The sequence below is a fragment of the Aeromonas sp. 2HA2 genome (assembly GCF_029237345.1).
In the GTDB taxonomy this organism is placed as follows: domain Bacteria; phylum Pseudomonadota; class Gammaproteobacteria; order Enterobacterales; family Aeromonadaceae; genus Aeromonas; species Aeromonas salmonicida.
In genome coordinates this window covers 145700-165668 of sequence record NZ_JAACGB010000001.1, presented here as the reverse complement: position 1 = coordinate 165668, position 19969 = coordinate 145700, and the positions used below count along the sequence as shown (strand labels likewise).

Genomic DNA, 19969 nt, shown 5'->3' with positions numbered 1-19969 from the left:
TTTGCCAGTTGGGTCAATGGCGATGGGCAAATAACGCCCTGGTCATCAAGGAGCCGTCTGTGGCTTGAACCAGCTCAGCCGGCCACCCAGCAGATGGACCACGAAGCCGAGCAGCACCAGGCCAGAGCCCAGCCACTGCAACCTAGTGGGGTGCTCATCAAGCAGGACGGCAGCCGCCACCATGCCGACGCAGGGCACCAGCAGGGAGAGCGGTGCCACCTGGGCCACCGGATAGCGCATCAGCAGGCGGCCCCACAGACCGTAACCGAGCCAGGTGGCGACCAGTGAGAGGTAGAGCACACAGAGCAGCCCCTGCCAGCTGAAATTCATCAAGCTGGCAGCAATGCGCTCCGGCCCTTCGAACAACCAGGACAGGGCGAAGAAAGGCAGTATGGGCACCAGGCCGCCCCAGGCGATGAGGCTGGGCAGGGAAGTTTGATAGCGCAGGCCAATCTGGCGATTGATGACGTTGCCAAGGCCCCAGCAGGCGGCTGCGCAGAGCGTCAGCACGAAGCCGAGCAGGGTCAGGTTACCCTCGCCATGGGTGGCGATGAGATAGAGTCCTGCGCCCGCCAGTGGCAACGCTACCCAGTGATGGGGCTGCCAGCGCTCCCCCAGCCAGAGCATGGCGAACAGCAGGGTGAACACCACCTGGGATTGCAGTACCAGCGAGGCCATGCCCGCCGGCATGCCGAACTTCATGGCACTGAACAGGAAGGCAAACTGTCCCAGGCTGATGGCGCCACCATAGGCCAGCAGCCAGCGCCAGGGCATGGTGGGCCTGGGCACCAGCAAGATGGCGGGGAAGACCACGCCGACGAAGCGCAGCGCTCCCAGCAACAGCGGCGGTATTCCCTCCAGCCCCCACTTGATCGCCACGAAATTCAGCCCCCAGCAGAGGATGACCAGGGCGGCCAGACACTTGTCCTTGGTTTGCATTCAGCTTCCTTGTATGACTGCCTTGTAAAAGAGGTACGGCGATCCCGCTGCCAGCGGGACGGGTCGGCAAGAGGACGAGCATACCCTTGACAGGGTGGCTGGCGTCAAGTCGCCAGACCGGCTTGCACCAAAGGACGGATCACTTGCTGGTTGCCGGCCACTCTTGTGGCCAAGAGGCGGCAGGGCAGTGGTCAAGGCATCTGTGGTGGATAGGGCGTTTGCCTGCCTTGATCTCGGTTTTTTGTCTGCGGCAAGATGGAGGGGGAGATCGAGAAGGGGCGGCGAACGGTCTACGCTATACAAAGACAGCCCGACAGTGCGGCTGGTGCCAATGGCTTAACGGAGGTATCCCCCATGAGCGACCACACTCTGCTGCCCCATGGCGAAGATCTGCGCCGCGCCGTACGCTGGCTCAGCGAGCATCATCAACACGATATCCGTGCCATTGAAGAGGCCAGCATCCGTTTTGATCTGTCACCGCTGGATGAAGAGTTTTTGATCCAGCACTGTGTCGAACGGGAAGGGGGCGCCAACTAGACGAAGTTGGCGAGGCTGATGCCAAACTCTTTGGGATCGACCGTGCTTTCTATGCTCTCCTGTACCCCGGACTTCGCCAGATCCAGCCACTGCACCTCGAGGTAGTGGCGCTGGGTCGCGTGATAGATCACCTTCACCACCGGCTTGAGCGGCTCTTGCGGATTGCGCTGCATGACGATGGCCAGTCGCTGGTTGGAAAGTTGTACCAGGGTGCCCACCGGATAGACTCCCATGCATTTGATGAACTTGGTCACCAGCAGCCGATCAAAATGGTGGTCTGCCCCCTTGAGCAGGATCCGGAATGCCTGGGTCGGCTGCATCCCCTGCTTGTAGACCCGATCCGCCGTCACTGCGTCGTAGACATCGACGATGCCGCTCATGCGGGTGTAGAGAGACAGCTGGTCACCCTTGAGGTGGCGGGGATAGCCGGTGCCATCGAGCCGCTCATGGTGATTGGCGGCGACTTCCAGCATGGTGGCTGTGATGCCCGGGGTGCTGCTCAGAATGTCATGGCTATGTACCACGTGCTGGCGCATTACGGTGAACTCTTCATCGGTCAGCTTGCCTGGTTTGTTGAGCACCTCATCCGGGGTCATGATCTTGCCCACATCGTGCAGCAGCCCCCCCAAGGTCAGCTCCTTGAGCACGCTGCGCTCCAGCGCCAGATAACGGCCGAAGTTGGCCAGCAGTATGGCCACGTTCATGGAGTGCTCCATCAGGTAGGCATCCTTGGCACGAATGCGGGCCAGACAGAGCATGGCATCGCCGTGGGTGAACATGGTGTCCACCATCTCTTCGGCCACGGTTGCCAAGGGGGTAATGTCGATGGGCTCACCCGCCTTTAGCTGGCGAATGAATTTGCCTTGCAGCTCACGGGCCTCCTGATACAGGCGGCGGATCTTGAGCTCACGCCCCTCGCCGTTGGCGCTGCCTGTCGGGCGTTGTGACGCAATTGAAGAGGCTGCAGGGTCGGGAAAGATAATCTGCTCTATGCCAGCCAATTTGCTGCGGGCGAGATCGACGCGCACCGTGAGCACGCCGCGCCGGATCAGGTCATCAATTTGCTGACGAGTCGTCACCAGCCCCATCTGGGCGATCTCCATGCCGCCGGTCTGGCTGGTGATGGCGATCACATACATGCCTGCTTGTAGCTGGTTGACGGGAATGACGGGATGAGGAGTGTGTGACTTCATACGGCTTCCTGACTTTATTATTATGCGTAATGTTAGGCCCTCAGCAGGCAGTCTAACATCCGCGCCATGCTTCGTCATTGTGGTACGGTTTACGCCAGCACTGCTTATTGCTGGAGTTGTTGGCCTTGGCCTATATAATGGCGCCCCTTTATTGATGGACTCTGAGGTTGTGCATGCGGCTCGATAAATTTCTTTGCGATTGTTCCGATTTGACCCGTTCCCTGGCGGGCAAACTGATCCGGCAGGGAGAGGTCACTGTGGATGGCATAGTGGTCAAACAACCCGCCTTTCACATCAACGAGCAGAGCCAGGTTGAATTTGACGGCGTCATTTTGACGCTGGATCAGCGCAATCGCTACTTCATGCTGCACAAACCGGAAGGGTACGTCTGCTCCAACGAGGATCCGGATCACCCGACCGTTTTCTTCCTGATGGATGAACCCGCCATGGGCAAGCTGCACGTAGTTGGTCGACTCGATCTCGATACCACGGGTCTGGTGCTGGTCACCGATGATGGCAAATGGTCCCACCGCATCACCTCGCCGCGCCATGAGTGTGCCAAGACCTACCATGTCTGGTTGGCTGATCCCGTGCATCAGGACGCCATATCGCTGTTTGCCGATGGCGTGTTTCTGCGCAACGAGACCGAGAAGACCCGTCCCGCCCAGCTGGAAATTCTGGCCGAGTGCGAGGCGCGACTCACTATCCATGAAGGCAAGTATCATCAGGTGAAGCGGATGTTTGCCTCCATCGGCAACAAGGTGGTGGGGCTGCATCGGGAGCAGATCGGTACACTGGCGCTGGATGAAGCGTTGGCACCGGGCGAATACCGCGAGCTGACGGCAGAGGAAATCGCCCAGTTCTAAGCCGCTGACCCCCAGCACCATGGCCGTACCCAGGGTCGCCAGCAGGGCGCCCGCCCAGGCCGCAAGGGAGGGGCGCTGGCCCGAATGCCACCACAGCAGGGGTAGCAGAATGACAGGGGTGGTGGAGGAGAGGATCGCCACCATGCCGACTTCTCCCTGGCGCAGGGCGACCAGGATCAGTGTCATCCCCATGGCCATGGCCAGGAAACCGTTGATGCCAATCAACCCCAGCACCTGACGGTTGATGGGGTTGTGGGGCATGGCGAGCGGTACTCTCAGCACTCGTAAGGTGCAGTGAGCCAACAGGGCACTGCCCATGCGGATGCCGGAGGCGCTCACAGCGTCGACATTGCCACTCATCATCACTGGCTTGGCGATGATGGCACCCAGGCTCTGACAGAAGGCGGCGGTCAGCCCCAGGCCGATGCCGATGGCAAGGTGTCCACGCACCTGCTCCCACTCGTTGTGCTGATTGCCGCCACGCCGGCCGAACAGGATGGCGAGCATGACACCGGCAAACACCAGCAGCGCTCCCACCAGTCGCCAGCCGCCGAGCTGCTCACCAAACAACCAGAGACCGAGCAGGGCGGAGAAGAGTGCATGGCAGGAGAACAACAGGCCGCTGCGCCTGGGGCCCAGCCGGTTCATACAGGCAAACAGTGCTGTATCCCCGACAAAGATACCGATCAGGCCCGACAGCGCCAGCAGGGGAAGGGCGCTCTCGCTAAGGGATTGCCAGCCTCCGGTGGCGATGCTGGCGGTGCCCAGCATCAGACTGACCAGAAACATGCGCCAGCGACTGTAGGCAAATGCCCCCAGGTGGCGGGCCGGTTTGACGGAAATCAGGGCCGCCACTGCCCACAAACTGGCCGCTGCCAGCGCCAGCCACTCGTACCCCATAAAAACTCCTGAGAATGTAGCCAGAGCGAAAGACGTGCCAGGCCGTTACCAGCGACAGCCACTCGCATTTCATAAAAAACTACGGAAAAAAATAGCCCGAAAGACTCCATCTCTTGGGCAAGCCCGATACAATACGAGGCGTCTTCGGGGATAACAAGCGCAGCATCATGCATTCGTATTCAGGCGCGCTGCCGGCCTTCCCCCTTCTTGAAATAAAGTGAATTGAACGAGGTTTATGTCATGGTTTACCGCCCCGCTGTTTATCAGCCGGAACGCCGGCCAGCCCGTCGCTGGCTTTCTCCCTTGCTGCTGGGCCTGCTGATGGCCCCGTCGCTGCAAGCAACCACTGTTACCCAGGAGACTGTGCTGTCGGATCGCCAGACGCTGGTCAAGGGCAACGGTGATGAACCTGAGTCCCTCGATCCTGCCCAGATCCGCTCCGGTTTTCCGGGGGAAGTGGTGCTGGTGGATTTGTTTGAAGGGCTGGTGAGCGAAGATGGTCAGGGCAAGATAGTGCCGGCTCAGGCCCAGCGCTGGGAGACCAGCGAAGATGGGCTGGTGTGGCGCTTCTTCCTGCGACCCCAGCTCAAATGGTCCAACGGCGAGCCGCTTACCGCACAGGATTTCGTCTACGCCTGGCGTCGGCTGCTGGATCCGGCACAAGAGTCCCCTTCCGCCGGATTGCTGCTGGCGACCGGTATCAACAATGCTCAATCCATTTATGCCGGGGCTCTCGAGCTCACGTCGCTGGGAGTGGAGGCCGAGAGCAGCCAGATCCTCAAGGTGACACTGGAGCGGCCCGTACCCTATTTCCTGCAACTGGTCAGTCAACGCCCCTTTGTTCCCGTCAATGAGCAGGCGATCACCCGGTTTGGCAAAGAGTGGACCCAGCCCAGCAAACTGGTCAGCAATGGGGCTTACAAGTTGGTGAACTGGGCGCCCAATGAGCGTATCGAGGCTGAGCGCAACATCCATTATTGGGATGACTTGCACACCCGGATCAAGCGGGTGACCTATCTGCCGCTCTCCTCCCAGCATGCTGAACGGCTGCGCTATGAGGCAGGGGAGATCCAGCTCACCAACAAGGTGGCACTGGAGTATTACCAGAAGACCAAACAGACGACGCCAGAGCGGATCTGGGGTCTGCCGCTGCTTGGCACCTATCTCTATACCTTCAATCTGCGCCGTCCCGAGCTGCAGGATGTACGGGTGCGCCAAGCACTGGCCATGACCATAGACCGCCACGTGCTGACCGAACAGGTCAGTGGTCAGGGGGAGCGGCCTGCCTGGTCTCTGCTGCCTGGCATGCCAGGCTATGAGGTACTTGGCTCACCGCTGGCTCTGCAGGATCAGCCGACACGGCTGGCCAAGGCTGCCGCCTTGATGGCGCAGGCAGGTTACAACAGTGCCCGTCCCCTCAAGCTGACGTTGACCTACAACACATCTGAGAGCCACAAGAAGCTGGCGCTGGCGGTGGCCGCCATGTGGAAACCGCTGGGGGTGGAGGTGTCGCTCAACAACATGGAGTGGAGCGCCTATCAGGTGGCAAAAGACAGTGGTGATTTCCTGCTGGTCCGCTCCTTCCTGTTTGGAGATTATGTGGAGCCCTCATCCATGCTCAACAGCTTCCGCTGTCAGGACCCCCAGAACGAGAGCGGCTATTGCAATCCGGCCTTCGATGGCTTGCTGCAGCAGGCATCGGACACCCTGGATGGTAGTACCCGGACCGGACTCTATCGCCAGGCCGAGCAGCTGCTGATGGACGAAATGCCCGCCATTCCCGTGTATCACTACAACCAGATGCGGCTGGTGGATCCCACACTGCGAGGGTTGCCGAGCCAGAACCTCAAGGGGGCTATCGCCACCAAGGATCTCTATTTCAGCAAGCAGTAAGGGAGTTCGCGATGAAGATTGCCATCATTTCAGACCTGCACGGCAGCCTGAGCGCACTGGAACAGGTGCTGGCCCAGCTTGCTCCCTGGCAGCCCGATCACTATCTGCTGCTCGGCGATCTGCTCAACCATGGCCCTCGCAATCCGGTGCCGCCGGGTTATGCCCCCGCCGCCGTGGCGGAGCGGCTCAATCAGCTGGCGCCGCACATCATGGCGGTGCGTGGCAACTGTGATTCGGAAGTGGATCAGATGTTGCTGAACTTCCCCATGACAGCACCTTATAACCAGTTGCTGGTGGATGGACGGCGCTGGTTTGTCAGTCATGGTCATCTCTATCGCCCGGATGCGGTACCGCTGCCCCCCGGCAGCCTGTTTATCAGCGGCCACACCCATCTACCCGTGCTGCAGCGAGAAGGGGAGCTGGTGCTGATGAATCCGGGGTCCATCTGTTTTCCACGGGGAGATCTGGCGGCAACCTATGGCCGGTATGAGACGGGCGTGTTGAGCATCCATGCCTGTGCGGACAGCGAAGAACTGTTGAGGCTGGTGTTATAGGTTGGCGACGGGCAGAGCTTGCGCGAGGGGAAGCGGAAAGGGATCAGGCCTTGATGCCGAATGAGCGTGTGCCGGAGCGGGTGTTGCCCTTGGCGTCATAAGTCAGGGAGTTGCGATCCCGCAACTGGCTCAAAAAGCTTGCCAGGCGGCGGTTGGAGACGATGCTGAGCTCGAGCAGGCGACCATTCACATCGTTTTGTTCCTGACAGGCATCGAGTTTTTCACGCAGGGCATTCATCTGCTCTGGAAAGGCAGACAGCTGCTGTTGCAGTTCGGGCAGCCGCGCAAGGGTCTGGTCCAGCACTTCAATATCGGCAAGCAGTTTCTGCTTGCGCTCTGCCAGCTCGGGCAGCGCCAGTGCCTGGTGCTGCTTGAGCAGGTTGAATTCCTCCTCCAGCAAACCTTGCATCCGGGAGAGGTATTCGTCTTGGGTGTGCAGCAGCGAAGGTAAATCCATCATCCGAGCAGCTTGTCCAGAGTGGATTCAAAGCTGAACATCTTTTTGGCTACCGCCTCGCTGTTGACCTGGTATTCACCATTGGCCACGGCTTTCTTCAGACTCTCGACCCGGCTTTCATTGCCGGTGGAGGCTGAGTTGAGGTTTTTCTGCATCTGTTGCAATTGCTGCGCCTCATTGGTCAAGGAGACGGAGTCTGTCTTGACAGTCGCCGCACGGTTGTCGGGAGACGAGGTCGCTTGTTTGGTGTTGGCACCCTGGCTGTTACCGGTGTTTTGCAACCGATTATTCGCCAAGTTGTTGATATTGTTAATAGCCATAGTGTTTACCTTCGTCTGCTTTGCTGTTCGCTTACCTGTTTATCGGTGACCGTCGTCAGAACTTTAGAAAAAAATAACCTGAAAAACGTATCAGAAGGTGACCACCACAGAGCCGACTGCGCTGACCTTCCCTTGCACTGTTTTTCCTGAACGAATATTGACGAGGCTGATCATGTCTCCGAAGCTGCCATCTTGCAAGGCTCGGGCCATGGTTTTGATTTGCATGCTGCTGTTTTCTGCACTGAGTGTGACCTGGTCGCCTTTGCAAACCACGCAGACTTGGCTGAGCCGTATGGGCTGACCCGGCTTGAGTTCCCGTTTGCTGCGTACCCCTATCAGGGGGGCCGGATCGCTCAGATAATCACCGCGGATCTGGGTCTGATCTTGATAGGCCAGCGTCAAGACACTCTCACTGAGTATGTCGCCCTTGGCTACCGGGGTGGCCACGGTCACATAGGGTTTCTGGATGCTGACGCGCACCGGCAAATAGAGGTCCCAAGGTTTTTCTTCCTCACATTTGAGGTAGACGGTGGTGTTACGGCGCACTTCCATCCTGGCGGGAAGGCTGATGGTAAGATGCTGCTCGCAGCGGCTCAAAGGTAGCCTGTCATCAATGGAGGCAGCTTGCACGTGAGCCTGGGCATCGAGTGGAATATCGAGCTGGCCGAGCACAAACTCTTGCGCCATTTCTTGCAGATAACTGGTCACCTCGGATGCCGTGGCGTGAGATATGCCGCAAAACAGCAGTAAGATGAGGAAAAGTCTACTAATCATTTTCTCTCGCAGGCCGATAAGTTGTTCACGCATATCACCATATTTAACTATGCTTGCTTCAGAATTCGTTTGTAGTGACATCGATAGTCTGACGCAAGCCAATACGCATGCATGATTAATGCCAAGCGTTTTTAGGGAGTGTTTATGGCCAGTATTATGGACTCGGTCAACCAACGTACCCAGCTGGTGGGACAAAACCGGTTGGAGCTGCTGTTGTTTCGTCTCAATGGACGTCAAAGATTTGGCATCAACGTATTCAAAGTGCGTGAAGTGCTGCAATGCCCTCCCTTGACCGTCATGCCCAAGCTCAACTCCTGTATTCGTGGCGTTGCGCACATACGTGGCCAGACCATTTCGGTGATTGATCTCAGCATGGCGGTGGGCAAACGTCCCATCGAGGACCTGAGCAAGTGTTTCATTATTATTTCCGAGTACAACCGTTCAGTTCAGGGCTTCTTGGTGCATTCGGTTGAACGCATCATCAACATGAACTGGGAATCCATTCTGCCGCCACCCAAAGGGGCAGGGCGCATCAACTACATGACTGCGGTCACAGAGGTAGACGGCGAGCTGGTGGAGATCCTGGATGTTGAACGTATCCTCAACGAAATCTCCCCGGTGTCGACCGAAGTAAGTGCCGAGTTGGTGGATGCCAGTATCGAGCACAATACCCATGGTCGTCCCGTGCTGGTAGCAGATGACTCTTCTGTTGCTCGCAAGCAGGTGCAGCGAGCCCTCGAGGCGATTGGCGTGCAATGTGTGCTGGCCAAGGATGGGCGTGAGGCACTCAACATGTTGCTGGAGATGGCCAAGAATGGCCCCATCAAGGATCAGATTGCCTTGGTGATCTCGGACATCGAGATGCCGGAAATGGACGGTTATACTTTTACCGCCGAGATCCGTAACAATCCCAATCTCAAGGACTTACATGTTATTCTGCACACATCCCTCAGTGGGGTGTTCAATCAGGCCATGGTGCAGAAAGTCGGTGCGAACAATTTCATCGCCAAATTCCAACCGGATGAGTTGGCCAAAGCCGTACAAGGCGCACTCTAATCAAGAAGAACAAACTGCATGAAGACACTTTCGGACGACTTATACAAACAATTCAGCAACTTTCTGGCAGTACAGAGCGGAATCGTGCTGGGTGACAACAAACAGTATCTGGTCAAGAGTCGGCTTTCACCCTTGATGACTCAGTTTGGTATTGAGAGTCTGTCTGATCTGGTTACTCGAGCGATGAGTGTGCGTGAGCGTGACCTGAAAATGGCAGTGGTTGATGCCATGACTACCAACGAGACCCTCTGGTTTCGCGATACTTATCCCTTTCAACTACTCAGTGACAAGCTTTTTCCCGAACTGGGCAAGAGTGGCCGTCCGATCAAGATCTGGTCGGCTGCCTCCTCGTCCGGGCAGGAGCCCTATTCCATCGCCATGACGGCGCTGGAACAGCAGGTCAAGAAGCCTGGTACCTTGCCCGGTGGCGTGCAGATTGTGGGCACAGATATTTCCAGCACCATGCTCAATCAGTGCAAGGAAGGGGTGTACGACAGCCTGGCGCTAGCCCGTGGTTTGTCACCTGAGCGCAAAAAGTTGTTCTTCGAACCTTATGGTGACAACAAGATGCGGGTGGTGGAACGTGTCAGAAAATTGACCACGTTCCGGCCACTGAACCTGCTGGAGAGCTACAGCCTGCTCGGCAAGTTTGACATCATCTTCTGCCGCAACGTGCTCATCTACTTTGCGCCGGAAGTGAAGTCGAAGATCCTCAATCAGTTCGCAGCCAGCCTCAACCCTGGCGGTTATCTGATGCTGGGGGCCTCAGAGTCACTGGCTGGTCTGACCGATCGGTTCGAAATGGTCCGTTGTAATCCTGGCATCGTCTACAAAGTCAAATAACCCCGCTTAAAATCCCTCTTTGGCACACCTCTTGCTAATAATTTATCAAGCAGGAGGTGTGCTATGGCAATTTCATTCGACAAGGCATTCGGGATTCACCAATACACGCTGGGCGTTCGTTCCAAGCGTGCCGAGGTGTTATCCAGCAACATTGCCAACGCAGATACCCCGGGTTTCAAAGCCAGGGATATCAACTTCTCAGAGGCATTGGCGCAGGCCCAGCATCAGCAAGGGTTTGGTATGGCCACCACCAGTGAGAAGCACTTTGCCTTGCAATCGGATGCCCCTGGTCTGATGCAGTACCGTAATCCCCTGCAGCCGGATACCGGCGATGGCAACACGGTTGACGTGCAGCAGGAGCGCAGCGAGTTCTTGCGCAATAGCCTTGAGTACCAGACCTCCCTTGAATTTATGAACGGCAAGATCAGTGGCCTGTTGAAGGCTTTGAAAGGAGAACAGTAATGAGTTTGTTCAAGGTCTTTGACATTGCAGGCTCGGCCATGAGTGCACAGTCTGTTCGACTCAACACTGTGGCCAGCAACATGGCCAACGCCGACAGCGTCAGCTCCAGCGTGGAAAAAACTTACCATGCCAGGCGGCCAATCTTTGCCGCTCAACTGGATCAGGCGATGTCAGACAAGCAATCATCGGTCGGGGTCGAGGTGAAAGGGATTGTCGAGAGCAAGGCCCCCTTGCTCAAGGAGTACAACCCCAACCATCCCATGGCGGACAATGATGGCTATATTTTCAAACCCAACGTCAACATGGTTGAAGAGATGGCGGACATGATCAATGCCTCGCGCAGCTATCAGACCAATGTGCAGGTTGCCGATTCTGCCAAAAAAATGTTGCAGCAGACTCTCAACCTCGGCAAGTCCTGATAGGGGTAAGCACAGATGGCAGATACAAGTAGTGTGAACGGCATCAGCCGTACCACGACCCAGACCACTGATACGACGACGGCTCCGAAGAAAGAGCTTGATCAGGCGTCTTTTCTGAAGTTGCTGACCATGCAGCTTTCCTATCAGGACCCGTTCAAGCCGGTGGATAATGCCCAGATGTTGTCCCAGATGACGTCCATGTCTACTTCGGAGGGGATCAATAGCCTGTCAACCCAGATGGGTAATCTCAATACCCTGATGACCTCCAGCCAGGCGCTGCAGGCCTCTGCGCTGGTTGGGCAAAATGTGCTGTTGCAGAGCAACGTCGGATTTTTGGAGAAAGACGGCTCCCTTGGCGGTGTTGTGGCTGTCGGCGTCGAGAACAAGTACAAGAATGTCAAAATTACCGTAGAAGATGAGAACGGACAGGTTATCAGAGAGTTCCCTCTGGAAGGTGATCAGCGCGGTAACGTTGAATTCACCTGGGATGGCAAAGACAAGAACGGTAATCCCGTCGCGTCAGGCAAATATGTCCTGAAAGCCAACGGTAACAATGTGGAAGGTAAACCAGAAAGCATCGCTACGTTTGCTTATGGGAAGGTTGATAGTGTGGTTTTGGGTAATGGAACCAACCCGACACAGCTCAATCTGAAAGGCCTTGGCACAACAACCCTGAACAGTATCCTGCAGATTGCAGGAGCGACAACCACACCACCAACCACCACGCCTACAGCATCGATCTAAGGAGCTGGATATGTCATTTAACAATGCCTTGAGCGGTGTCAACGCGGCACAAAAAGATTTGAACGTTACCGCCAACAACATTGCCAACGTCAATACCATGGGCTTTAAAGAGTCCCGTGCCGAGTTTGCGGATGTTTATGCCAACTCGATCTTTGTCAATGCCAAGACGCAGGTCGGTAATGGTGTGGCCACCGGGGCTGTTGCCCAGCAGTTTCATCAGGGAGCGTTGCAATTTACCAACAACGCCCTGGATCTGGCGATCCAGGGCAATGGTTTTTTCGTCACCTCGGACGGTCTGACCAATCTTGACCGTACCTACACTCGGGCCGGCGCCTTCAAGCTCAATGAAAACAGCTATATGGTCAATAATCAGGGCCACTATCTGCAAGGTTATGAAATTAACACGGATGGGACGCCCAAGGCGGTCAGCATCAACGCCACCAAGCCGATTCAAATACCGGATCGGGCGGGCGAGCCAAAAATGACCGAACTGGTGGAAGCAAGTTTTAACTTGAGTATTGAGTCGAAAACAACGCCAACGGCACCCGCTGCGTTTGATCCCACCAACTCAGCCACCTTTGCACACTCAACTTCCGTGACGATCTATGATTCGCTTGGTGCCCCCCATGTGATCACCAAATATTTTGTCCGCCATGAGGATCCGCTTGTTCCTGGGACGCCAATGACGCCTGGGACCTGGAGCATGTACATGTATGAGGGGGACAAGCCCATTGATATCGCTAGTGGTGCACCCAGCCCGGGCCCGGGCATCCCCACAGGTGTTCAGATGACGTTTACCTCCGGTGGCAAATTGGACACAACTATTCCACCTGCCCCGATCAAAACCGTCACGCTGGGCACAGCGGCCGGGATTATTAACAACGGTGCAGACCCCACCCAGGAACTGGAAATTCGTCTCAGTGATGTGACTCAATACAACTCTCCTTTCAACGTCACCAAGCTGACCCAGGATGGCGCCACTGTGGGTAATCTGACCAAGGTGGAGATTACGCCGGACGGTATTGTTTCTGCCACCTACAGCAATGCGACGACGTTAAAGGTTGCCATGGTTGCGCTGGCCAAGTTTGCCAACTCGCAAGGACTGACTCAGGTTGGCGATACCTCCTGGCGCCAGTCTCTGCTTTCTGGAGATGCGCTGCCCGGCACACCTAATTCGGGCACCTTGGGCAGTATCAAGTCTTCGGCGGTGGAGCAATCCAACGTGGACTTGACCTCCCAACTGGTGAATCTCATCACGGCCCAGCGTAACTTCCAGGCCAACTCCCGTTCGCTGGAAGTGAACAGTTCGTTGCAGCAGACCATACTGCAGATCCGTTAATAATGACGGTGGTACAGGGGGCGCTTCGGCGCCCCTTTTTATTTTCCACACCTTCAGTTTTTCTTCCGTGCGTATTTCTTCAACAGACGTTGGCACCTAAATTGCAGTTATCTGATCAGAGTCATCGGTTTGACGGAGGATCTCATGGATCACATGCTTTACATCGCCATGTCAGGGGCCAAGGAAAACATGAATAGCCTGGCTGTTCGTGGCAACAACCTGGCCAATGCCAATACAGTCGGTTTCAAGTCTGACTTCGAGCAGGCGCGCAGTATGCAGGCGTTCGGTGAAGGGCTGCCATCCCGGGTGTTTGCCATGACGGAACGGCCCGGTCAGAACTTGCAGCACGGTATGTTGATGACGACAGGGCGAGATCTTGACGTGGCCGTTGACGGTCAGGGCTGGATTGCGGTGCAGGATCCCAAGGGTGGCGAAGCCTATACCCGCATGGGCAACCTGCAATTGAGCGCGACCGGCAACCTGCAGACCTCAACCGGTCTGAACGTGGTGGACGATGGTGGCCAACCCATAGTGCTGCCGCTGCCGATGGAAAAGATCGAGATCAACCGGGATGGCACCATCAGCGGTCGTCCTGAAGGGGCTGCCGCCAACCTGCCGGAAGACTTCCAGCGCATCAAGCTGGTAAAACCTGCGGCTGACGCCGTGGAGAAGGGCCAGGACGGACTGTTTCGTCGCAAGGATGGCCAGAATGAGGCGGCCTCGGCCACTGTGGGCCTGATCGCAGGCTCTCTGGAGGGGAGCAACGTCAACGTGGTCGACGAGATGACCAATCTAATCCGGTTGCAACGTCAGTTTGAAACTCAGGTCAAAATCATGAAGACCGCCGAGGAAAATGACGAAGCCCAAACCCAATTGCTGCGCATCAGCTAATCAAGGAGTTTTACATGAACCCTGCACTTTGGATCAGCAAGACCGGCTTGGATGCACAGCAGACCAACATCTCGGTCACCTCGAACAACCTGGCGAACGCCAGCACTGTGGGTTACAAGAAATCCCGTGCCATCTTCGAGGATCTGCTCTATCAAAACATTAACCAGCCCGGAGGTCGCTCTTCGGCGGATACCGAACTGCCGTCCGGTTTGATGCTGGGTGCCGGTGCCAAGGTAGTGGCCACCCAGAAGAACCACAGCCAGGGCAATGTGCAGACCACGGACAACTCGCTGGATCTGATGATCAGCGGCCGCGGCTACTTCGAAATTCAGTTGCCCGACGGCAGTGCGGCATATACCCGTAACGGCCAGTTCACCCTCAATGATGAAGGGACCATAGTGACCCCGGGCAACGGTTATCCGCTGCAGCCGGAGATCCAGATCCCTGAAAATGCCCAGAGCGTGACTGTGAGCACGGATGGTCAGGTATCGATCCAGCTCAAAGGGGATGGCGCTTCCCAGGTGGTGGGACAGATCAACCTTTCCGATTTCGTCAATGCCTCTGGTCTGCAGCCCATGGGTGAAAACATGTTCCTCGAAACCCAGTCCAGCGGCGCGCCTATCGGAGGTGTGGCCGGTGCAGACGGGCTCGGGGTCATCAAGCAGGGTATGCTGGAGACCTCCAACGTCAACGTGACCGAAGAGCTGGTCAATCTTATTCAGGCACAACGAGTCTACGAGATGAACTCCAAGGTTCTCTCGGCGGTGGACGGCATGATGTCCTTCCTGATCCAGCGTACATAAGTTGGCAGTGGACGGCATGAGCTCACTTTTGATCCCGCGCACATCAGTAGGAGGCGCATGATGAAAACCATATGGATGCTGGGACTGCTGGCGCTGGGAGGTTGCAGTAGCACTCTCAATACCGCCAAGCCCGATGATCCCGAGTTTGCCCCCGTTTACGGGGAGTCGGATCCCGTGTCGGTCAGGCCTACAGGAGCTATTTTCCAGCCCGATCAGGTCAACGGCATCTACTCGGACATCAAGGCGCACAGAGTGGGGGACATCATCACCATAGAGTTGGCAGAGTCCACCTCTGCCTCCAAGAAAGCCAACACCCAGAGTGGCAAGGATAACAAGCTGAGCATGGAGCCCGTTACGCTGGGCGGAGTGCCGGTCACGGCAGGTCCTTATGATCTGTCGGCGTCGCTGGGCCAGAACAGCACCTTCAAGGGGCAGGCCAAGGCGGACCAGAGCAACAGTCTGCAGGGCAATATTTCGGTGAGCGTGGCCAAGGTGCTGCCCAACGGCAATCTGGTGGTGCGCGGCGAGAAGTGGATCATGCTCAACAATGGCAACGAATACATCAGGATCACCGGCATGATCCGGCCCGAAGATGTGACGTCCGAAAACAGTGTGTCGTCACAGCGGGTCGCCAATGCCCGTATCCATTACGGTGGTACCGGTGATCTGGCCAACAGCCAGGAGCAAGGGTGGCTTACCAGCTTTTTCAATGGCCCCTGGTGGCCGCTTTAGGAGATGTTATGACGTCACTCCGTCTTGTGACCCTGATCTGCTGCCTGATGCCTTTGGGAATGGCCCACGCCTCCCGAATCAAGGACATCAGCTCGGTGGAAGGGGTTCGTAACAACCAGTTGATTGGTTACGGTCTGGTCGTTGGCTTGCCCGGTACTGGCGAGAAGAACAACGCCTTCACCGAACAGACGTTTCGCACCATGCTCAACAACTTCGGTATCAAGGTGCCGGACAACATCAAGCCCAAGATAAAAGACGTGGCACCGGTCGCCATCCATGCAGACTTGCCCCCCTTCTCCAAGCCGGGCCAGACCATAGATGTGACCGTATCGGCCATCGGTGAGGCCAAGAGTCTGCGGGGCGGCACCCTGTTGCAAAGCTTCCTGAAGGGGTTGGACGGGCGTGTCTATGCGGTGGCGCAGGGCAGTCTGGTGGTGGGGGGCCTCGGAGCCGAAGGGGCCGACGGCTCCAAGGTGGTGATCAATACGCCGACCGTGGGCCGTATCGCCAACGGTGCGACCGTGGAGCGGGAGGTACCGAATTCCTTCGGCCAGGGGGATACCATCACCTTCAACCTGAATCGGCCGGACTTTACCACTGCTCGTCGCCTGGCGGATGTGGTCAATGATCTGGTGGGGCCCAACACGGCGCAGGCACTCGATGCCACCTCGGTCAAGGTCTATGCACCGCGGGATCCAGGCCAGCGGGTCTCTTATCTGGCGACCATAGAGAATCTGGAAGTGGATCCCGCCAGTGAGTCGGCCAAGATCATCGTCAATTCCCGTACTGGCACCATTGTCATAGGCAGCAAGGTGCGGCTCAAGCCTGCGGCTATCAGCCATGGCGGCTTGACGGTTACCATCGCCGAGAACCAGCAGGTCTCCCAGCCCAATCCACTGGCGGGAGGAAATACTGCGGTGACCAACAACTCGACCATCAATGTCCAGCAAGAGCCGGGGCGCATGTTCAAGCTCGATACTGGCGCGACGCTGGATGATCTGGTCCGGGCGGTGAATCAGGTCGGGGTGGCTCCCGGCGATCTGATGGCGATCCTGGAGGCGTTGCAACAGGCAGGCGCCATCGAAGGTCAGCTGGTCATACTGTAACAAGCGGCAAGGGGTTGCCACGGGCGGCAATGAGGTAAGCAAAATGGCAGAGTTTGACACCAACAGCGGCATGAACATGGGCATGGTGCAGGATATCAAGAACCTGGATCGCCTGCGTCAGTTGAGCCAGAGCAAGGATGGGCAGGCTGCCGCACTGCAAAGCGCAGCTCGCCAGTTTGAATCCATCTTTACCCAGACCCTGTTCAAGGGGATGCGCCAGGCCAATCAGGTGCTGACCCAGGACAATCCCATGAGCAGCAGCTATACCCAGTTCTATGAAGGCATGCTGGATGAGCAGCGTGTGTCCGACATGGCCAGCAAGGGTGGCATGGGGCTGGCCGACATGGTGATCAAGCAGTTCTCCCCCGAGACTTTTACCCGTCACGATGGCCGCGTACTCAAGCTGCCGCAGCGTACCGAACGGGTCTATAAACCCTACCAGCCACCCACCTCGGCAGCCAACGATCTCATCTCGGCTTCAAAAGTTGGCAAAGATTTTGCTGATAAAGAGATGGGTGAGACTGCCCAGCCGTTGGCCTCATCGCATCGCATTCATCGCACCGTCCCCCCCATGGGGCTGGTACAAGAGGGTCGTGCTGTACGGGGACCCAAGGCGCTGGACAAGACGACGAAGGTGTTCGAGACCCCGGAAGAGTTCGTCAATCGGCTTATGCCCCTTGCCAAAAAGGCGGCGGACAAGTTGGGCCTGAGCCCGGCGGTGCTGGTGGCCCAGGCGGCACTGGAAAGCGGTTGGGGCAAGCGGGTGATCAAGGATGGGGAGGGGCAGATAACCCACAACCTGTTCGGCATCAAGGCGGATCCGCGTTGGCAAGGCCCAAAGGCGGTGGTCAGCACCCTGGAGTATGAACAAGGGGTTGCGTCACGTCAGAAGGCGGCGTTTCGCTCTTATGAGTCGTTTGAGGAGAGCTTCAACGATTATGTGGATTTCCTGACCTCGGGCACTCGCTACAAGGGGGCCTTGGCCAAGGTGGACAGTCCGGATCGCTATTTCGAAGCCTTGCAACAGGCGGGCTATGCCACGGATCCCCAGTACGCCAGGAAACTGAAACAGGTGTTGCGCAGTGATGCCATTGCTGGCTACTCCGCTACCACCAACACAGAAATGGAGCTGTAAGTCATGGCAAGCGATCTGCTTGGAATTGGTACCTCGGGTGTGTTGGCACAGCAACGCTTGCTGCAGACCACCAGCAACAACATAGTCAACGTCAACAGCCAGGGCTATGTGCGTGAGCGTACGCTGATCTATACCAATTCCGTCGGTATGGGCACGGGTGACATGCTGACCGATCGGGTCATCAATACCTACGCCCAGGGTGAGGTGCGCCGTGATACGTCCGCCTATTACGCCTCGGCCAGTCGCTACGAGCAGCTCTCCAATACCGACATTTTGCTGGGGGATGCCAGCAACAGTGTCGGTGCAGCCGTTACCTCCTATTTCAAGGCGTTCCATACCGCCAACGAGGCTCCCGCCGACATCGCCGGCCGCAAGACCACCCTGAGCGAGCTCAGCGGCATGGTAAACCGCTTTCATACCCTGTCAGCCCAGCTGGACAAGCAGACCGACACCATCAACACCACCATAGGTGACGAGACCAAGAAGGTTAACAACCTCATCAACAGCATCAATGATCTGAATCAGGCCATCCTCCGCACCCAGGGAACGCCGGAAGAGAATCTGATGCTGTTCGATCAGCGGGATGAAGCCATTCGCCAGCTCTCCGAAAAAATGGAGATCAGCACAGTGCCTCAGGCCAATGGCAGCATGCTGGTCAACATGAGAACGGGCCACTCGCTGGTCCTCAATGGCGGGGTCGCCCAGTTCAGCGTTGTGTCGGGTAACCCGGATTCTCGGGAGTCCGAGCTGCAGCTGACTCTGGGGGCCAATAAAACCACCATCAATGACAAAGACATAGGTGGCGGGGTGGGGGGCTTGTTTTCCGCTCGCAATGATCTGGAGCCGAGCAAGCGTGAGCTCGGTCAGTTGGCGGCGGCCATGGCCGATGCCATGAACCGGCAGAACCGGTTGGGAATGGATCTGGATAACGAGCTGGGGGGGGATCTCTTCTCTCTTACCTCCAGCGATGGGCTGACCTATGAGCAGAACACCGGCACCGGAGCCGCCAAAGTCAGCTTCGTGCCCGGGAAAGGCACCGAGGTCACCACCTTTGATTACGAGGTACAGTTCAGCAGCGCCACCGGTTACGAGGTGTTCTCGCTGGACAAGGATGGCAATCGCACCTCGCTGGCAACTGGCAGCACACCACCGGCTACCTTCGAGGTTGCCGGGCATGGCATTCAGATCGACCTCTCTGGTACGCCCGCTGCAGGGGACAGGATCCTGCTGCAACCGACCAAACATGCTGCCGCTGGCTTGGGCCAGCTGGCCACCCGCCCGGAGGATCTGGCGCTGGCATCCCCCCTCAAGGTTGACAAGCACAAGGACAACTTCGGTTCTGCCGAGATCAAGCTTGGCGGCGTCTTCAATACAGGCACGGGTTCGGGTTTTGGCACTAATACGCTGGATCCGGCAGCGCCCCAGGTGGTGAAGATAGATGGCAGCGGCAACTACGAAGTCTATGCGGCAGATGGCACTACCCTCATCGGTGTGGCGCCGGCCTCAAGCAAGGGACAGGATCTGATGGCTGCCATCGAGAGCCCGTTGGGGGGACCCAAGGTATATGCCGATCCGACCCAGTCGCCTGGCTATGAGTTCAGCATCACAGGTACGGTAAGGGCCAATGACAGCTTCACCCTGAGCTACAACAAGGATGGTTTTGCCGACAACGCCAACGGGTTGGCTCTGGCGGAGCTGCAAAACAAGGACTTGGTGCGCAAGAGCACCAACGCCGGCACCAGCAATGACAAGATGACCTTCAACGAGGCTTACTCGGGCCTGGTGACAGGGATAGGCAACCAGACCAACCAGGCCAAGACCTTGCTCAAGGCCAACGAAACAAAATTGAGCCAGAGCACCAGTATTTTCGAGAGCGTCTCTGGCGTGAGCCTGGAGGAGGAAGCGGCCAACCTTATCCGCTACCAGCAATCTTATGCGGCATCGGCCCAGGTGGTCAGCACCGCCAAAACCATCTTCGATACCCTGTTGTCTTCAGTGAGGTAAGT

21 protein-coding genes and 1 pseudogene are annotated in these 19969 nt (G+C 57.2%); 16 read left to right on the top strand and 6 right to left on the bottom strand.

Going from position 1 to position 19969, the window contains the following annotated elements:
• Positions 1-45: 45 nt before the first annotated feature.
• On the bottom strand, positions 46-939 hold the full coding sequence (locus GWQ29_RS00740) for an EamA family transporter (RefSeq protein WP_275918540.1): 894 nt from the start codon (positions 937-939) through the stop codon (positions 46-48).
• Between the two features lie 354 nt (positions 940-1293).
• On the opposite strand from GWQ29_RS00740, the gene GWQ29_RS00735 reads away from it, so the two are divergent.
• Positions 1294-1476: a hypothetical protein gene (locus GWQ29_RS00735; protein ID WP_005320234.1), complete on the top strand. Its 183-nt coding sequence runs from the start codon at positions 1294-1296 to the stop codon at positions 1474-1476.
• Here the strand turns inward: GWQ29_RS00735 and GWQ29_RS00730 are convergent.
• Positions 1473-2669, bottom strand: a complete 1197-nt coding sequence (locus tag GWQ29_RS00730) for an HD-GYP domain-containing protein (RefSeq protein WP_058394211.1) — start codon at positions 2667-2669, stop codon at positions 1473-1475. The genes GWQ29_RS00735 and GWQ29_RS00730 overlap by 4 nt on opposite strands.
• Before the next feature lie 173 nt (positions 2670-2842).
• Between GWQ29_RS00730 and rsuA the strand changes: the two genes are divergently transcribed.
• Positions 2843-3535 carry a 16S rRNA pseudouridine(516) synthase RsuA gene (gene rsuA, locus GWQ29_RS00725; RefSeq protein WP_275918749.1) on the top strand — a complete coding sequence of 231 codons (693 nt, stop codon included), beginning with the start codon at positions 2843-2845 and terminating at the stop codon, positions 3533-3535.
• On the opposite strand, the pseudogene GWQ29_RS00720 reads toward rsuA, so the two are convergent.
• A pseudogene (locus GWQ29_RS00720) lies at positions 3536-4435 on the bottom strand (DMT family transporter); the annotation flags it as partial.
• 240 nt (positions 4436-4675) lie between these two features.
• Between GWQ29_RS00720 and GWQ29_RS00715 the strand changes: the two are divergent.
• Positions 4676-6328, top strand: coding sequence for a peptide ABC transporter substrate-binding protein (locus tag GWQ29_RS00715; RefSeq protein WP_275918539.1), 1653 nt, complete (start codon positions 4676-4678; stop codon positions 6326-6328).
• A gap of 11 nt (positions 6329-6339) precedes the next feature.
• Complete coding sequence (gene yfcE / locus GWQ29_RS00710; protein WP_005320225.1) at positions 6340-6882, top strand: phosphodiesterase; 543 nt, start codon at positions 6340-6342, stop codon at positions 6880-6882.
• Positions 6883-6925: 43 nt separating this feature from the next.
• On the opposite strand, the gene GWQ29_RS00705 is transcribed toward yfcE, so the two are convergent.
• The 3 genes from GWQ29_RS00705 to flgA all read right to left on the bottom strand — a co-directional run bounded on the left by GWQ29_RS00705 (position 6926) and on the right by flgA (position 8355).
• Positions 6926-7342: a flagellar protein FlgN gene (locus GWQ29_RS00705; RefSeq protein WP_059112635.1), complete on the bottom strand. Its 417-nt coding sequence runs from the start codon at positions 7340-7342 to the stop codon at positions 6926-6928.
• A complete protein-coding gene (gene flgM, locus GWQ29_RS00700; protein ID WP_005320221.1) occupies positions 7339-7659 on the bottom strand; it encodes a flagellar biosynthesis anti-sigma factor FlgM in 321 nt (106 codons plus the stop codon). Before flgM ends, GWQ29_RS00705 begins: the two co-directional genes overlap by 4 nt.
• Before the next feature lie 90 nt (positions 7660-7749).
• Complete coding sequence (gene flgA, locus GWQ29_RS00695) at positions 7750-8355, bottom strand: flagellar basal body P-ring formation chaperone FlgA (protein ID WP_265178495.1); 606 nt, start codon at positions 8353-8355, stop codon at positions 7750-7752.
• A 222-nt stretch (positions 8356-8577) separates the two neighbouring features.
• Between flgA and GWQ29_RS00690 the strand changes: the two genes are divergently transcribed.
• The 12 genes from GWQ29_RS00690 to GWQ29_RS00635 all read left to right on the top strand — a co-directional run bounded on the left by GWQ29_RS00690 (position 8578) and on the right by GWQ29_RS00635 (position 19967).
• Positions 8578-9489, top strand: coding sequence for a chemotaxis protein CheV (locus tag GWQ29_RS00690; RefSeq protein WP_275918538.1), 912 nt, complete (start codon positions 8578-8580; stop codon positions 9487-9489).
• Positions 9490-9507: 18 nt separating this feature from the next.
• The gene (locus GWQ29_RS00685; protein WP_265421213.1) at positions 9508-10332 is read left to right on the top strand and encodes a protein-glutamate O-methyltransferase; all 825 of its coding nucleotides are present in this window, start codon (positions 9508-9510) and stop codon (positions 10330-10332) included.
• A gap of 63 nt (positions 10333-10395) precedes the next feature.
• Positions 10396-10794 (top strand): flagellar basal body rod protein FlgB, encoded by a 399-nt coding sequence (gene flgB, locus GWQ29_RS00680; protein ID WP_005320212.1) that lies wholly within the window; start codon positions 10396-10398, stop codon positions 10792-10794.
• Positions 10794-11213 (top strand): flagellar basal body rod protein FlgC, encoded by a 420-nt coding sequence (flgC, locus tag GWQ29_RS00675; RefSeq protein ID WP_265462406.1) that lies wholly within the window; start codon positions 10794-10796, stop codon positions 11211-11213. The genes flgB and flgC overlap by 1 nt, the downstream gene beginning before the upstream one ends.
• Positions 11214-11228: 15 nt before the next feature.
• On the top strand, positions 11229-11957 hold the full coding sequence (locus GWQ29_RS00670; protein ID WP_111587566.1) for a flagellar hook assembly protein FlgD: 729 nt from the start codon (positions 11229-11231) through the stop codon (positions 11955-11957).
• Between the two features lie 10 nt (positions 11958-11967).
• Positions 11968-13296, top strand: coding sequence for a flagellar hook protein FlgE (gene flgE / locus GWQ29_RS00665; RefSeq protein WP_159166758.1), 1329 nt, complete (start codon positions 11968-11970; stop codon positions 13294-13296).
• Between the two features lie 144 nt (positions 13297-13440).
• Complete coding sequence (gene flgF / locus GWQ29_RS00660) at positions 13441-14187, top strand: flagellar basal-body rod protein FlgF (RefSeq protein WP_005320205.1); 747 nt, start codon at positions 13441-13443, stop codon at positions 14185-14187.
• A 14-nt stretch (positions 14188-14201) separates the two neighbouring features.
• A complete protein-coding gene (gene flgG / locus GWQ29_RS00655) occupies positions 14202-14990 on the top strand; it encodes a flagellar basal-body rod protein FlgG (protein ID WP_265462405.1) in 789 nt (262 codons plus the stop codon).
• A 60-nt stretch (positions 14991-15050) separates the two neighbouring features.
• On the top strand, positions 15051-15722 hold the full coding sequence (flgH, locus tag GWQ29_RS00650; RefSeq protein WP_275918537.1) for a flagellar basal body L-ring protein FlgH: 672 nt from the start codon (positions 15051-15053) through the stop codon (positions 15720-15722).
• A gap of 8 nt (positions 15723-15730) precedes the next feature.
• Entirely contained in the window at positions 15731-16828 is a 1098-nt protein-coding gene (locus GWQ29_RS00645; RefSeq protein WP_265462404.1) for a flagellar basal body P-ring protein FlgI, read from the top strand.
• Positions 16829-16871: 43 nt separating this feature from the next.
• Positions 16872-17963 carry a flagellar assembly peptidoglycan hydrolase FlgJ gene (gene flgJ / locus GWQ29_RS00640; protein WP_275908400.1) on the top strand — a complete coding sequence of 364 codons (1092 nt, stop codon included), beginning with the start codon at positions 16872-16874 and terminating at the stop codon, positions 17961-17963.
• 3 nt (positions 17964-17966) lie between these two features.
• Positions 17967-19967, top strand: a complete 2001-nt coding sequence (locus GWQ29_RS00635; protein WP_275908399.1) for a flagellar basal body rod C-terminal domain-containing protein — start codon at positions 17967-17969, stop codon at positions 19965-19967.
• The last annotated feature ends 2 nt before the right edge of the window (positions 19968-19969 follow it).

Coding starts and splice junctions, on each gene's coding strand:
- GWQ29_RS00740 (WP_275918540.1), bottom strand. CDS start 939: ATGCAAACCAAGGACAAGTGTCTGGCCGCCCTGGTCATCCTCTGCTGG.
- GWQ29_RS00735 (WP_005320234.1), top strand. CDS start 1,294: ATGAGCGACCACACTCTGCTGCCCCATGGCGAAGATCTGCGCCGCGCC.
- GWQ29_RS00730 (WP_058394211.1), bottom strand. CDS start 2,669: ATGAAGTCACACACTCCTCATCCCGTCATTCCCGTCAACCAGCTACAA.
- rsuA (WP_275918749.1), top strand. CDS start 2,843: ATGCGGCTCGATAAATTTCTTTGCGATTGTTCCGATTTGACCCGTTCC.
- GWQ29_RS00715 (WP_275918539.1), top strand. CDS start 4,676: ATGGTTTACCGCCCCGCTGTTTATCAGCCGGAACGCCGGCCAGCCCGT.
- yfcE (WP_005320225.1), top strand. CDS start 6,340: ATGAAGATTGCCATCATTTCAGACCTGCACGGCAGCCTGAGCGCACTG.
- GWQ29_RS00705 (WP_059112635.1), bottom strand. CDS start 7,342: ATGATGGATTTACCTTCGCTGCTGCACACCCAAGACGAATACCTCTCC.
- flgM (WP_005320221.1), bottom strand. CDS start 7,659: ATGGCTATTAACAATATCAACAACTTGGCGAATAATCGGTTGCAAAAC.
- GWQ29_RS00690 (WP_275918538.1), top strand. CDS start 8,578: ATGGCCAGTATTATGGACTCGGTCAACCAACGTACCCAGCTGGTGGGA.
- GWQ29_RS00685 (WP_265421213.1), top strand. CDS start 9,508: ATGAAGACACTTTCGGACGACTTATACAAACAATTCAGCAACTTTCTG.
- flgB (WP_005320212.1), top strand. CDS start 10,396: ATGGCAATTTCATTCGACAAGGCATTCGGGATTCACCAATACACGCTG.
- flgC (WP_265462406.1), top strand. CDS start 10,794: ATGAGTTTGTTCAAGGTCTTTGACATTGCAGGCTCGGCCATGAGTGCA.
- GWQ29_RS00670 (WP_111587566.1), top strand. CDS start 11,229: ATGGCAGATACAAGTAGTGTGAACGGCATCAGCCGTACCACGACCCAG.
- flgE (WP_159166758.1), top strand. CDS start 11,968: ATGTCATTTAACAATGCCTTGAGCGGTGTCAACGCGGCACAAAAAGAT.
- flgF (WP_005320205.1), top strand. CDS start 13,441: ATGGATCACATGCTTTACATCGCCATGTCAGGGGCCAAGGAAAACATG.
- flgG (WP_265462405.1), top strand. CDS start 14,202: ATGAACCCTGCACTTTGGATCAGCAAGACCGGCTTGGATGCACAGCAG.
- flgH (WP_275918537.1), top strand. CDS start 15,051: ATGAAAACCATATGGATGCTGGGACTGCTGGCGCTGGGAGGTTGCAGT.
- GWQ29_RS00645 (WP_265462404.1), top strand. CDS start 15,731: ATGACGTCACTCCGTCTTGTGACCCTGATCTGCTGCCTGATGCCTTTG.
- flgJ (WP_275908400.1), top strand. CDS start 16,872: ATGGCAGAGTTTGACACCAACAGCGGCATGAACATGGGCATGGTGCAG.
- GWQ29_RS00635 (WP_275908399.1), top strand. CDS start 17,967: ATGGCAAGCGATCTGCTTGGAATTGGTACCTCGGGTGTGTTGGCACAG.